This window comes from Lactobacillus sp. ESL1191, assembly GCF_058504435.1.
On record NZ_CP196365.1, the window covers coordinates 1,271,806 to 1,285,117 of the forward strand.

Genomic DNA, 13,312 nt, shown 5'->3' on the forward strand with positions numbered 1-13,312 from the left:
GCGCATACCGAGTAAATCTTAGTCATCAGCCAAATATGCTTTGCGTTGCTTTAGCCAGTAGTCTCTATCTGCTGCAGAAAACGTGCGAATTACCCTAGCTGGATTACCAACGGCCAGACTATTTTCAGGTAAGCTCTTAGTAACCACTGCTCCTGCTCCCACTACAGTCTTAGCACCAATCGTTACTCCCGGCAGAATAACTGCACTACCACCTATCCAGACGTCATCCGCCACTGTTATCGGAAGACTATATTCAAGCCCTGCGCTTCTAACTTGAGCATCCAGTGGGTGACCAGCAGTATAAAAACTCACGTTAGGACCGACCAAGATGTTGTCGCCAAAGGTAATCAAATTTACATCTAAAAAGGTGCAATTTTGATTAGCATAAAAGTTATCCCCTAAGCTTATGTGGCGGCCATAATCTACATACAGTGGTGGATTAATATAAAGATTCTCACCTGCTTTTTTCACCAATTGCCGCTCTAGCTCAATAATTTCAGTTTTATTTTGAATCGGTAATTGATTTATTTTTTGAGCTATTATTTTTCCGTGGATCGACCTGTTTTCAGGTTTAATTCTATCTGCCCGATATAATTCTCCGGCCAACATTTTTTATATTCTTTGTCTGTCGGTTGACTATTTTTCATAACCATTACTCCCAAATTGCTTAATCAGCAGTCATAATGTTGTCCACATCGGCCAACCTTGTGCCACGATTTAATAGCCGTTATAAACCTTCATAATATTCCCGCGGCAGGCGGTCAGAAAGCAGGCAGGCAACTTCATAATGAATAGAATCAACATAGTCAGCCGCTTTTTTAATGCTGTTTGGTGCCGCTGGATCATTAGCAATCAAGACCACTTTCGTACCTACTGGCATTGCATGGGGCAAGCGCACCATCAATTGATCCATACAAATACGACCAACAATCGGACAGTAGCAGTCGCCCACCTTGACGGTAAAACCCTGAAATTTACGGATAAAGCCATCAGCATAGCCCAGCGGAACCGTCCCAATGACTTGGTCACGCTCCGCCAGGTAAGTTGAGCCGTAGCCCACACCTTCTCCTTTGACTACCGTATGAACCTGGACGAGCTCGCTTTCAAGCGATAAGGCCGGTTTTAGATTAACTTTCATCGGCAGTTCAGGACTGGCCGGATTAGCAGACGGATTAAGGCCATAGATGCCAATCCCGAAACGCACCAAATCGCTCTTTACGCCCTTGTCATACACACTGGCGGCCGTGTTGTCCACATGAATCCACTGCGGCTTTAACTTAAGCAGGTGCTTAAAGTGATCAAAACGGGCTACTTGCTGCTTAAAGTAAGTATCATCACTACTGTCAGCTGAAGCAAAGTGGGTAAACATTCCTTCAACATCAAAGTGCGGATTAGCTTGCAAAAAGTCGTTAGCTGCAAGAAAGTCTGCATCCTCACTAAAACCAATGCGATTCATGCCAGAATCAACTGCTAAGTGAACTTTCAGGCGCAGATTGGCAGCTGTTAATTCTTGGTCGGCCGCCTTGAGCCAAGCTAAAGTTGGTACCGTTAACGAAATATCTGCTGCTGCCGCTAGCCCTGCATAGGCTTGCGGCGTTACCCCCAACACTAAAATGGGCTGCGTAATGTCTGCTTTACGTAGTTCCAGTGCCTCATCCAAGATTGCCACACAAAAGCCACTAGCACCTGCCTTGACCGCCTCACGAGCAACTCTCACTGCACCGTGGCCATAGGCGTTGGCTTTCACAACTGCAAACAACTTTTGTCCTGGCTTTAAATGGCTTTTTTCTGCTTTAATATTATGTCTTATCGCAGCTAAGTCCACACGTACAAGGGCTGGGCGATGTATTCCTGGCACCATTCTTACCTCTCCAAAACAATTAAAGTGACTATTTCATGATTATCATGACTAATACTTGGGAAAATTTTCCCTGCAAACTTACTTGAAGTAGTCACGGGATGACCAAGATCATCCCATAATGTTTCTATATCTTGCAAGCCAATTTCTTTACCCAGGCCAGTTCCCATCGCCTTAGAAAAGGACTCCTTAAGCGAAAAGCGACCGCCTAAATACTCAACTTTGCGCTTGCCTTGCATCTTTTGGTACTGGGCAAATTCATTGGGGGTTAGCACCTTGCGAGCAAAATTATCACCTTTAGCTACTAATTTTGCGACCCGTTCTACTTCAACTGCATCAATTCCTACACCAGCTATCATTTTTCCACCTCACTGTAAAAATTATAGCCTAAAAAAAGAGTTACATCTTAATGTAGCTCTTTTTTAGTAAAAATATTAATCTTTTTTGTTCTTAATCACAAAGCTGTGACCCCCACCTGACCGGTGTGAGTTATTACCGCGATATCCACTGTGGCCATGATCATTATGACCGCGCTCACCGCCGCGATATCCACCGCGACCGCGGCGGCCCCGGCCGCCGCCATGACCGTAATTGCCCCGGCTTCTACCACCACCGCGGCGGCCGTTGCCGCCACGTGATGGCAATGGTTTTTGTGAACTTATATTAACCTCAACATCAGCTGAATCCTTAGACAAATTCTTCAACAGTGCAGCTGCAAGGTCAACAGCAGAATAGTTTTCCAACAATTCATTGGCATCATCAGTGTACTTGGAAAGATCTTCCTTCATCAGGTCTTCAATCTTGGTTTTAGCAATCTTAAGTTGACCGTGCAAAGCCTGGTCATCCGTTGGTGGAGTGAGCGGCATCATCTTTTTCTTAGTCAACCTTTCGATTGTCTTCATATAGCTCATTTCACCAGGCGTAACAAAGGTAATCGAATTACCATTTTGCCCTGCCCGACCAGTACGACCAATACGGTGAACGTAAGAATCTGGGTCTTGCGGAATGTCGTAATTGTACACGTGGGTTACACCTGAAATGTCAAGACCACGAGCAGCAACGTCGGTTGCTACCAAGATATCTAATTTTCCTGCACGGAACCGCTTCAACACGCTAATCCGGCGCACTTGCGACAGATCGCCATGAATACCAGCTGCATTGTAGCCACGTGCCTGCAAGCCGCGCGTGATTTCATCAACTCGCCGTTTAGTCCGGACAAAGATAACGGCTAAGTCAGGATTCTGAACATCGAATAAGCGACACATAATGTCAAACTTTTCGGAATCTTTAGCGCGCACGTAATACTGATCAATCAGGTCGGCGGTCAGCTCTTTGGCCTTAACCTGCACAACCTCAGGATCATGCATGAACTTTTCACTAATATTTAAAATTGGCTTAGGCATTGTCGCACTAAACAGCAATGTCTGCTTCCGGTTCTTCACATAGCTTAAGATGCTTTCGATGTCTTGAATAAAGCCCATGTCAAGCATTTCATCAGCCTCGTCTAAGACGATCGTAGAAACGTCTTCCAGGTTGACCGTTTTCCGCTTCAAGTGATCAAGCAAACGGCCTGGGGTCCCAACTAAGATGGCTGGAACATTATTTTTAAGTGACCGAATCTGCCGGCCGATATCAGCTCCACCATAGACAACTTGCACACGAGCATGTTCGTCACGGCCTAAACGGAAGAGTTCTTCCTGGGTTTGGATGGCTAATTCACGCGTAGGTTCAATAATTAACGCTTGAATTACCTTCTTATCCTTATCTAAGTTTTGTAAAATTGGCAGGGCAAAAGCGGCCGTCTTACCGGTACCCGTCTGGGCCTGTCCAATTACATCCTTACCCGCTAAGGCAAGGGGAATTGTTTGTTCCTGGATTGGCGTTGCCTCCTCAAATCCTGAACGTTTAATGGCCTTCAATAGCTCATCATTTAATCCTAATTCCGTAAATTTCACTAAATTCTCCTTATCTAAGCCGCTCTACTACCTTTTCGAGGTGCATGCCATGTGATCCCTTAAGGACAACTATGTCGTGCGGCTTAATATCATTTTTTAGATCAGCAATCATGTGCTGCATCTGGTCTTCTAGGTAGTAATGCATATGTTCTGGATCATAACGATCCTTTAGTGCAGTGGCTAAATTCTTCATTTCTGAACCAAATAAATATACTTCGTTAATCACTTGAGGATCAAGGCAATCTGCCAGGTTCCGGTGCAATTCTGCTGACTTTTGGCCAAGTTCTAGCATATCACCTAAAACAGCTATCCGGCGGCTACCTGCTGGCACCTGAATTTGTCCAAAACTGGCTAACACCGCACGCACTGCCGTCGGATTGGAGTTATACACATCACTCATGATGTCTTCACCCACATCGCCTTTTTCCCATTCCATCCGATTGGCGGTTGGAGTAAAACCGGCTAAGGCAGCCGCAATTTCTTCATTGCTTTCACCAAAGTGCCGGCCAACGCACAAAGCCGCGAGCGCATTCGCTACGTTGTGCTGGCCAATCATCGGAATGGTGAACTTGCAATCGGAACCATTCACCGTAAATGATGCATGATGCTTATAGCTACTAAAGCCAGTTGCATAAACTGTATCATCTTTGGCAAAACCAAAGGTAACTTTTGCTTGATTGAGCTGCTCTGAACGTTCTCGTAAAAGTGGTTCATCCCCGTTATAGATGAGTTCACCATCTTCTTGTAAAAAGTCGGTGATCTCCAGCTTGGCATCCGCAATTTTGGCGCGAGAACCAAAAAATTCAATGTGGGCTTCACCAATCATCGTAATCACCGTCACATCAGGATGGGTCAATTCACTCAATTCGTGTAGTTGCCCGGCATGGTCCATCCCCATTTCAAGCACCAGGATTTCAGTATTGGGTTTCATGCCCAAGATGGTCATCGGAACGCCAATCTCATTGTTAAAATTTGCATCCGTCTTGTGCACGTTAAAGCGCTTGGCTAAGACAGCCGCGGTCATATCTTTAGTGGTGGTTTTACCATTTGAACCGGTAATTCCAACAACAGTTGGGTTTACCTTGCCCAGGTAATACTGCGCCAGCTTTTGCATACTCTGCAAGGGATCTTCCACCTCAAGTAGCGCAATCCCGTTGGGCTTGTTCGGGTGACCTTGTTGCCACAAACTGGCACTAGCTCCCTGACTGATTGCACTACTTACAAAGTCGTGCCCGTCGCGTTCTCCCTTGAGCGGAACAAATAGACCACCAGCCTCAATCTTGCGTGAGTCAAAGGCAACAGAGGTAATAACAGCCTGATCGTTGCCTGTGCATGTTGCATTAATTGCCTTGGCAATTTCTGCCAGTTGCATTTTCATCTATTTTTCTCCTAGCTAAAAATAAATTTGGTAAAGCAGCTGCTATGCTAGCCTCAGATTTAGTATAACCGTTCAGCTTTACATAAAAAAGCAGCCCCAATGGGACTGCTTCCACCAGATCAAAGATACTACTTTTCGTTCATACCATACTTCTTGTTGAACTTGTCAATTCGACCATCGGCCTGAGCAAACTTCTGCTTGCCAGTGTAGAATGGATGCGAATCTGAAGTGATTTCAACCCGAACTAGGGGATAAGTCTGACCTTCATAATCTACTGTTTCGTCTGACTTAATGGTTGAACCAGCAACAAACTTAGCGCCGGTTGCGGAATCCATAAAGACAACTTGTTGGGTATCTGGGTGAATGCCTTGTTTCATGTATATTACTCCTTTGCCATGACTTTATCGCAAGCCATAGATTAATCGATTAACGTCTAATACTTTACCATTTTTAAAAGTAAATTTCAATACTTCTGCAAGATATCATAATTTAAGGCGTTGGCCACCAATTCTGCCACTGCGACCAAGTTTATTTGACCTGCTCAATTTCCTTTAGGTAAGGAATAGCTGGCTGAGCGCCGTATCGCTGAACCGTCAAAGAAGAGGCCCGATTAGCAAAATTAATTGCTGCCTTAAAATTACTAAAGTCCGGTTTGAGCATACTAGTCATTGCTCCAATAAAGGTGTCACCCGCTGCAGTTGTATCCACCGCCTTAACCTGGTAGGCCGCTACCAAGCCGCTCTGCTCCTGATAGTCATAAAAAGCCCCGTGGGAACCAATCGTAATGATAACTGCTGCCACTCCCAAGTCATGAAGTTTATGTGCTGCCTCACGCGCGCTTGCTTCGTCAACTACTTCAACATTGGTAATCGTTGCCGCCTCAGTTTCATTAGGTACAATCAGGTCCGTCAACTGGAGCAGGTCAGCAGGAATCTGGGACATCGCTGGGGCAGGGTTCAAGATCGTTTTGACTCCGGCCTGGCGCGCCATTTCAAAAGCGGCAAGCGTTGCTTCCACTGGCGTCTCAAATTGTGCAATAACAAAATCACTGCCTGCGATCAACGCCTGCTTTGAAGCAATAGCTTGGCGGCCAAAGGCAAAGTTAGCTCCCGCATAGATGGTAATTGCATTTTGGCCTTCATCATCAACGGTAATGAAGGCTTGACCCGTTGATTCCTGGTCAACCACTGCAATGCCTGCGAGATTGATCTTGTCCTGTTTAAGTAGGGCCAACATTTCCCTTCCCGGTGCATCATTACCCACCGCACCAATGAAGTTAACGTGGCAGCCTGATCGAGCCGCCGCCACGGCCTGATTAGCCCCCTTGCCGCCAGCTGCAGAATAGTGTTTCTGCGCGTGAATCGTTTCACCTGGTTTAACCATCCGTTTAACACGCAAATTTGTATCGAGATTAATACTGCCGATAACTGTAACTTTGTTCATTTTTTCTCCTTTTATACTATTATGTAGAAGGAAAGTTTAGCCATTTTGTTTTACCCAAATAATATCACATTTAACTTCAGCTAATCTTTTTATTTTGCCGGTTATCGCCTATAATTATGTTTATCATTCACTATTTAGACAGGAAATAAAACATATGAAAAGACAACTCAACTTTTTTGCGGCACTGGCAACTGTCATGGGCACCATGATTGGTGGCGGTACTTTTTTTAAAATTGCTAATGTTTCTGCTTTAACCCACAACGCTTGGCTCAGTATCCTCGTCTGGCCGCTTGCAGGCTTTGTTACGCTGATGGCTGGGCTTAGTATTGCCGAACTAGCCTCCGTCTTTCCGGAAGATGGTGGTCCCGTCAAGTACCTGGAAGCAATTTATGGCTCCAAAATCGCCTTCCTGTTTGGCTGGTCACTGATTATTATTTATTACCCCGCTAATATTGCGGCTCTTTCGATTGTCTTCGCTACCCAACTTAAGGGTATCTCCGCTTTCAAAAATCTCCCCACAACAGTGGTTGCACTGGCCGTCATGCTGACGATCTTATTCATCAACTGGATGGGATCCAAGTTAAGTTCGCAAGTCCAAAAACTGGCCTTGATCATCAAATTGCTACCAATTGCAGCTATTATTGTGTTTGCCTTCTTCTATAGTGGACCTAACCATTTAGCAGCCGCGCCCGCCCCGCACATCAGCTCAGTATCTGGGGCTGCAGCTTTTGGCCAAGCCCTACTGGCCGTGCTCTTTGCCTATGATGGTTGGCTCAGTATTGGCAATTTGGCAGCTGAAGTCAAAAATCCCGCTAAAACTCTAGCTCAGGCCATTATTTGGGGACTCTTTGGTGTCACTATTTTATATACTTTGGTTAACTTGAGCTACATCAAAATCATTCCTTGGAGTCAAGTAGTGGGCAACCAAACTACTGCTATCTTGACCGCACAAAAACTCTTTGGCGACCTTGGTGGTAGCTTGATTGCCGCCGGCATCCTTGTCTCAGTCTTTGGTGCAATTAACGGTCACCTGCTACTAGGTTCCAGGATGCCCTACATCCTCGGCCGGGAAAAGAAGCTTCCCGCTGCTGCTTTTTTTGGCAAATTAAACTTGAGAACAATCGTCCCTACCAACAGCATGCTCTTTGAGTGCGGAATAGCCACCATCATGATTTTTTCGGGCACTTTTGACTCGCTATCTAACATGTTGGTCTACGTTTCCTGGATCTTTTCTATCCTCCTATTTGCCGGAGTTTTCATCTTACGCCGCCGGCAGCCAGAGTTATTGCGGCCCTATAAAATCCCCTGGTATCCGCTACCGCCAATTTTGGCAATCTGCGGCGCACTCTTTATCGTTATCAGTACCTCTATTTCACAGCCGCTGCTAGCAATTACCGGCATCTTGTTGACCTTAACCGGCTGGCCAGTATACCTCTATGTTCAGCACCAAAATAACAGCACTTCGGAAGCGTAAGTATTACCACCGCAGTTATTTTGCGCGGACCACCAGCTAAACCCAAAAAACGATTTGTTTTCAGGCAAATCGTTTTTTACTAACTTAAATTTTCAGTTTCTTAATTGACCTTACAAAACTCTTCAAAGCTTTAGATTGATTATTTTTTAAATAAATTAGCTGCATTGCATATTGCTGCTTCTGCTGTGAATGAAAGCGCCGATAGACAATCTCAGGATCCCGTCTCATTATCTGATTGATTAATCCCTTGGGAATATAGGCAAGCCCCTGGTTCAAAGCTGTACTGGTCATTAATTGTTCAATGGAAGATACCCGCATAATCTGGTAATTATTCATATTCTTGTGTAAGGTAGCGGTAAACGTTTTACGCATAAAATCAGAGTTTTCATGACTATAATAAAATAAAGTCTGCCCTTCTAGGTCCTTTTCAGTCAGGTATTGCTTCTTACTTAGCACATTTTGTTTGCTAATTCCCATTACCATTTCGTTGGCATAAACGGGCACAAAGTCATAGAGCTCTGCTTGGGGAATATCGTAACTACCATATTGGTTAATGTATGCACAATCTAGTTTGTTTAAGGCCAAATCAGCCAGCAGGTGTTCAACGCTTTCTTCCGTAGTAGAAAAGTCGATTTCCGGTTTTAGTTTTTGGGTTTGGTAATTGATAATTTCTTTTTCCATAATGAAGGCATCAAAAATCGAAAAATAGCCGATAGAAAGGGTATTCCCGGTGGCTTTGGCGATTTTTTTCAGTTCTATGACTGTCGCATCAAAGTTATTCAAATAATCCTGCACGCGACCGGCAAAATATTTTCCTGCCTCCGACAAGCTAATCCGGTTATTCGTGCGTTCAAACAACTTAATTCCCAGTTCATTTTCTAGTCGAGCGATTTGCCGTGATACTGCTCTTTGCGTGACGTATCGCTGGTCTGCTACACGTCCAAAACTGCCTTGTTGAGCAACTGCAAGAAAAACCTTTAATTGTTCATTATCCATCTTTTCACCCGTACATCTACGTTCTAGTGGCGACTAAGTTAACTATAGCACATTCTTGATGTAAGCGGTTATACTTTTGGGTATAAAGATTTGTAGGAGGTTTCACATGCAATCTAAAGAAAATTACGATGTAGTAATTGTTGGCGGCGGCGCAGCAGGTTTTGCGGCGGCATATCAGGCGAGCCATCGCGGGCTGAGCGTTTTAGTGGTTGAAAAAGGCCACAATACTGGCGGAAGTGGCGAACATATTGAAGGTGCTTTTGCGGTTGATTCATATTTACAAAAACAGCATAATGTTAAGCTGACTAAAGAAGAGGCTCTGGAAGAAGAACTGAATTATTCACACTACCGGGCCGATACACAAGTTTGGAAGGAATACATTGCTGCTTCAGCCGGCATTATTAAGTGGCTGGCCGATCTTGGAGTTGAATACTTGGATGTTGCCCCTCTTGGTAGCGGCTATCGGACTTGGCACTTATTTAAGGGACTGGGTAAGTCGGTTATTCATGACGTCTTGGAACCTAAGGCTAAGGAGCAAGGCACAGACGTTTTGACCTCAACCACTGTAACTAAAATCAACTTGAGCGATCAAGGCCAGGTTGAAGGGGTTGAGCTTGAAGATTTAGGTAATCACGCTACTAAGACAATTGCTACTAAGTCCGTGGTCCTAGCAACCGGTGGATATCTGAATAACAAGGAGATGATCAAAAACGAAACTCACTACGATGAGCACCAACTCATCCCAGTTAACTCGGAAAAGAATACCGGAGACGGTCTTAAACTTGCTTGGGCAGTTGGTGCACAAAAGTACGCAATGGATATGGCAATGCTTTTTGGTGGTTACTTGAAAGACCCCACTAAACCCGGCTACATCTACCGCTATTCCGAATTAAACGGTGCAGCTGACCAACAATCATTACTTTGGGTTAACGAAAATGGTCACCGGTTTGTTAACGAAGAAGTTGTTGATAACTTCTCGCTAGCGGGAAATGCGTTAACTACACAAGGTAAAGTTTTCACAATTATGGATCAAGCTACCATTGACCACCTCGCCGATGAAGGCCTGTACAAGCAAATGGGAACTTGGGATTACCACGATACCAGACTGCCGCACCTGAAAGAAGAAATGCAAAAAGCCTTTGATGAAAATGCACCATACATTACCAAGGCCGATTCAGTCGCCGAACTAGCTCAAAAAGTTAATCTGCCAGATCTTGAACAGACGATTAATCACTACAACCAAATGTCCCACGATGGTCAAGACCTTGACTTTGGCAAGAAAGCTGATTTCATGATTCCAGTTGAACAGGGACCATTCTATGCCTTTGAACTTGGCATTGGTGCTTTTTGTACGATGGGTGGCTTGAAGACAGACACGGAGCACAAGGTTTTAGACCAAGCTGGTCGTCCAATTAGCGGTTTATATGCCGCTGGCAATGACGCTGCCGGTATGCTGATTGGCGATACCTACGGTCCAAATATGCCAGGAACGGAAGCTGGATTCACCTTCTATTCTGGTAAACATGTGGCCAATGTCATTTATGATCAAATTAACCGGTAACTAATATTAAGTTTAAAAGCCTTTGCTCTAAGCAAAGGCTTTTTTGCTAAGACTTATTAAGCAAATCCCCAAATCAACTGTATAATTAACTAAATCTAAGGCTTTACTTTCAAACTCATTTTGAACTTTCACTAATTTAAACTAACAATCAACATGTTAAAAAATTCAAAAGATAATGAAACTAAATAAACGGCTTTTAATAGATAAAACAAAATTAATTGAAAAGTATTGAAATTTTTCGAAAGCAGTGCTATATTAGAAATTGTTCATGAACGAAGGTAAGAAAATGTATAGTGAAGAACGACGCAACTACATCAATCAACTTATTAAGGATCAGAAACAGGTCAAAGTTTTGGATCTGGCAAACAAGTTGAAAGTATCCGAAGTTACGATTCGAAAGGATCTGTCTGAAATGGAAAAAGCCGGGTTACTCAAGCGAACCTTTGGCGGAGCGATTGATCTCTCGCTTTCGGTTACGGATAAACCGTATAAAGTCAAAAAGAGTGAATTTATCGAGCAAAAAGATCAAATTGCTCAATATGCAGCTTCTTTTGTCAAAGCGGATATGACCATTTTTCTTGATGCCGGATCGACCACCCACTGCCTGATCAAATATTTAAAAAATATTGCCGGCTTAAAGTTGGTCACAATCGACTTAAATATCGCATTAAAACTGTTAAACGACGGCGCAGAAAATGTTTACTTCGTTGGTGGAAAACTGTCCACCAAAACGAATTCATCGGATAGCGTCAACACTGTTACTGAACTAACTAAGCTTAATTTCGATTTGTCCTTTATTGGATGCGATACTTTTTCACTTAAAAATTTTCAAACCGGATCAGAGTCAAAGGCAAAAATAAAAGAAGTCGCTTTTAAGAATGCTTCACTGGGAGTAATCCTAGCAGATAGCTCAAAATACAAAAAATCACGCTTTATTAACTTTTTAGCTGTTGATGAAGTTGATTATGTGGTAACCGACCAGGGCTTTAAAAAATTTCTTGTAGGTCAACCACAAAAGCTAGCAGACAAGTTTTTAATTGCCTGATTAATGGAGGAATTAGTTATGGAAAGAGAATACATCGTTATTACTATGGGTGACCCCGCAGGAATTGGGCCCGAAGAAGTAGTTAAGTCGCTAAGTAAACCAGAAATACACCAAAATGCCAAAGTTTTAGTGGTTGGTGACAAGCGCATCCTGGAAAACATCAGCAAGATTGTCAAATCTGATATTAAGATTAATGTGATTAATGCCCCTGCAGAAGGTGATTACCGCGCAGGCGTACTCAACTTAATTGACCTTGACAATATTGATATGAATACCTTTGAGTATGGCAAAGTCCAGGCCCAATGCGGTCAAGCTGCATATGAATACATTGAAAAAGCCAACGACTTGTGCATGCATGATGGGGTGGCAGCAATGGTGACCACCACTCTAAATAAGGAAGCACTGCAACAGGCTGGCATTACTACCCTTTGAGTCGCCTTGAAATACGTTTCTCGCTTAAAAGCTACAAAAGCACTTTAGAGAGTATTAATTGCGAAATGACTAAATTTGATTTACTGCAGGGGTGCTACTAGCAAACCCAAAACCGTGATATAATAATATCCGGATTCTCATATTCGTTCACGATAGATATAAACTGAGGGATGTAGATATGAAACCAATACTAAAATACCGTGGAGGGAAATCGAGGGAAATTAAATATTTCAAAGATTTGTTTCCAGATTTCGACACTTATATAGAACCGTTTTTCGGTGGAGGTTCTGTTTTTTTTGATTTAGAACCCGAGAAGGCAATCATAAATGATATCAATTCATCATTAATAAAATTCTATACAGAGGTTCGCGATAATTATCCAACTATGCGGTCGGAACTCGATTCTTTGCAAGAAGAATACGAAAACAATCGAAAAAAATTTATGCTTCTTAAAGCTGATAACCCATATGAACGTGTTCATGATGAAAACGAATCTGTCTATTATCAGATTCGGGATATGTTTAACGAAAAGACTAAACAGACCCTTTCTTATGGAACTATTTACTATTACATCAATAAGACTGCATATGGCGGCATGATTCGCTACAATAAAAATGGAGAATACAACGTACCTTATGGAAGATATGCAAATTTTAATACGAAATTGTTAAACGAAGACCATAGTTCACTATTAAATAACGCTACTATACTCAATGGAAATTATATAGAAGCCTTCAAAAAATCGACTTCAAGCGATTTTATCTTCCTAGACCCACCTTATGACACAATTTTTAGCGAATATGGTAACGAAGCATTTACCGGTGATTTCGGGGAAGAGGAGCATAGAAAATTAGCAGAGGACTTTCGAAATTTAGATGCTAAAGCTATGTTAGTTATCGGCGAAACCCCATTGATAAGAGAATTGTATTCACCTTTTATTTATGATAGTTATGGAAAATCTTATGCAGTGAATATTAGAAATCGATTCAAGTCTGTGGCCAACCACCTAGTTATCACCAATTATCTTGGAGAAAAATAATCTAAAAAGCCAAGAGACACCATCACTTTGAAGTTAACCCACTAGCTTGAATCTAAATCAATCTAGTGGGTTTTACTGTGGTTAAAGTTGCCGTCTAACGAAAATCAAAAGGAACTAACTTGATTAATAGT

13 protein-coding genes are annotated in these 13,312 nt (G+C 43.0%); 5 read left to right on the forward strand and 8 right to left on the reverse strand.

The features are described 5' to 3' along the window. Positions 1 to 18: 18 nt before the first annotated feature. The 7 genes from ACSYSN_RS06380 to rbsK form a co-directional block, all read right to left on the reverse strand. On the reverse strand, positions 19 to 609 hold the full coding sequence (locus ACSYSN_RS06380; RefSeq protein WP_491712025.1) for a sugar O-acetyltransferase: 591 nt from the start codon (positions 607 to 609) through the stop codon (positions 19 to 21). A 118-nt stretch (positions 610 to 727) separates the two neighbouring features. Continuing rightward, the gene (alr, locus tag ACSYSN_RS06385; RefSeq protein ID WP_491712026.1) at positions 728 to 1,861 is read right to left on the reverse strand and encodes an alanine racemase; all 1,134 of its coding nucleotides are present in this window, start codon (positions 1,859 to 1,861) and stop codon (positions 728 to 730) included. A 2-nt stretch (positions 1,862 to 1,863) separates the two neighbouring features. After that, positions 1,864 to 2,217: a holo-ACP synthase gene (acpS, locus tag ACSYSN_RS06390; RefSeq protein WP_491712027.1), complete on the reverse strand. Its 354-nt coding sequence runs from the start codon at positions 2,215 to 2,217 to the stop codon at positions 1,864 to 1,866. Between the two features lie 75 nt (positions 2,218 to 2,292). Continuing rightward, entirely contained in the window at positions 2,293 to 3,813 is a 1,521-nt protein-coding gene (gene cshA / locus ACSYSN_RS06395; RefSeq protein ID WP_491712028.1) for a degradosome RNA helicase CshA, read from the reverse strand. Between the two features lie 10 nt (positions 3,814 to 3,823). Then, complete coding sequence (locus ACSYSN_RS06400; protein ID WP_491712029.1) at positions 3,824 to 5,191, reverse strand: UDP-N-acetylmuramoyl-tripeptide--D-alanyl-D-alanine ligase; 1,368 nt, start codon at positions 5,189 to 5,191, stop codon at positions 3,824 to 3,826. 128 nt (positions 5,192 to 5,319) lie between these two features. Next, positions 5,320 to 5,568 (reverse strand): type B 50S ribosomal protein L31, encoded by a 249-nt coding sequence (locus ACSYSN_RS06405; protein ID WP_491712030.1) that lies wholly within the window; start codon positions 5,566 to 5,568, stop codon positions 5,320 to 5,322. A gap of 151 nt (positions 5,569 to 5,719) precedes the next feature. After that, entirely contained in the window at positions 5,720 to 6,634 is a 915-nt protein-coding gene (rbsK, locus tag ACSYSN_RS06410; protein WP_491712031.1) for a ribokinase, read from the reverse strand. A 154-nt stretch (positions 6,635 to 6,788) separates the two neighbouring features. On the opposite strand from rbsK, the gene ACSYSN_RS06415 reads away from it, so the two are divergent. After that, positions 6,789 to 8,108 carry an APC family permease gene (locus ACSYSN_RS06415; RefSeq protein WP_491712032.1) on the forward strand — a complete coding sequence of 440 codons (1,320 nt, stop codon included), beginning with the start codon at positions 6,789 to 6,791 and terminating at the stop codon, positions 8,106 to 8,108. Between the two features lie 84 nt (positions 8,109 to 8,192). On the opposite strand, the gene ACSYSN_RS06420 is transcribed toward ACSYSN_RS06415, so the two are convergent. Continuing rightward, positions 8,193 to 9,104: a LysR family transcriptional regulator gene (locus ACSYSN_RS06420; RefSeq protein WP_491712033.1), complete on the reverse strand. Its 912-nt coding sequence runs from the start codon at positions 9,102 to 9,104 to the stop codon at positions 8,193 to 8,195. Between the two features lie 106 nt (positions 9,105 to 9,210). Between ACSYSN_RS06420 and vprA the strand changes: the two genes are divergently transcribed. From vprA to ACSYSN_RS06440, 4 genes are all read left to right on the forward strand, one after another. Next, positions 9,211 to 10,665: a vinyl phenol reductase gene (gene vprA / locus ACSYSN_RS06425; protein ID WP_491712034.1), complete on the forward strand. Its 1,455-nt coding sequence runs from the start codon at positions 9,211 to 9,213 to the stop codon at positions 10,663 to 10,665. A 286-nt stretch (positions 10,666 to 10,951) separates the two neighbouring features. After that, positions 10,952 to 11,710, forward strand: a complete 759-nt coding sequence (locus ACSYSN_RS06430) for a DeoR/GlpR family DNA-binding transcription regulator (protein WP_491712035.1) — start codon at positions 10,952 to 10,954, stop codon at positions 11,708 to 11,710. 18 nt (positions 11,711 to 11,728) lie between these two features. After that, positions 11,729 to 12,142, forward strand: coding sequence for a 4-hydroxythreonine-4-phosphate dehydrogenase PdxA (locus ACSYSN_RS06435; protein WP_491712036.1), 414 nt, complete (start codon positions 11,729 to 11,731; stop codon positions 12,140 to 12,142). Positions 12,143 to 12,320: 178 nt separating this feature from the next. Continuing rightward, positions 12,321 to 13,181: a DNA adenine methylase gene (locus tag ACSYSN_RS06440; RefSeq protein WP_491712037.1), complete on the forward strand. Its 861-nt coding sequence runs from the start codon at positions 12,321 to 12,323 to the stop codon at positions 13,179 to 13,181. Positions 13,182 to 13,312: the final 131 nt, after the last annotated feature.

Bases quoted from the DNA above. Each gene is read 5' to 3' on its own strand.
- ACSYSN_RS06415 (WP_491712032.1), top strand. From the start codon at position 6,789: ATGAAAAGACAACTCAACTTTTTTGCGGCACTGGCAACTGTCATGGGC.
- rbsK (WP_491712031.1), bottom strand. From the start codon at position 6,634: ATGAACAAAGTTACAGTTATCGGCAGTATTAATCTCGATACAAATTTG.
- ACSYSN_RS06440 (WP_491712037.1), top strand. From the start codon at position 12,321: ATGAAACCAATACTAAAATACCGTGGAGGGAAATCGAGGGAAATTAAA.
- ACSYSN_RS06430 (WP_491712035.1), top strand. From the start codon at position 10,952: ATGTATAGTGAAGAACGACGCAACTACATCAATCAACTTATTAAGGAT.
- acpS (WP_491712027.1), bottom strand. From the start codon at position 2,217: ATGATAGCTGGTGTAGGAATTGATGCAGTTGAAGTAGAACGGGTCGCA.
- ACSYSN_RS06405 (WP_491712030.1), bottom strand. From the start codon at position 5,568: ATGAAACAAGGCATTCACCCAGATACCCAACAAGTTGTCTTTATGGAT.
- ACSYSN_RS06420 (WP_491712033.1), bottom strand. From the start codon at position 9,104: ATGGATAATGAACAATTAAAGGTTTTTCTTGCAGTTGCTCAACAAGGC.
- ACSYSN_RS06400 (WP_491712029.1), bottom strand. From the start codon at position 5,191: ATGAAAATGCAACTGGCAGAAATTGCCAAGGCAATTAATGCAACATGC.
- ACSYSN_RS06435 (WP_491712036.1), top strand. From the start codon at position 11,729: ATGGAAAGAGAATACATCGTTATTACTATGGGTGACCCCGCAGGAATT.
- alr (WP_491712026.1), bottom strand. From the start codon at position 1,861: ATGGTGCCAGGAATACATCGCCCAGCCCTTGTACGTGTGGACTTAGCT.
- ACSYSN_RS06380 (WP_491712025.1), bottom strand. From the start codon at position 609: ATGTTGGCCGGAGAATTATATCGGGCAGATAGAATTAAACCTGAAAAC.
- vprA (WP_491712034.1), top strand. From the start codon at position 9,211: ATGCAATCTAAAGAAAATTACGATGTAGTAATTGTTGGCGGCGGCGCA.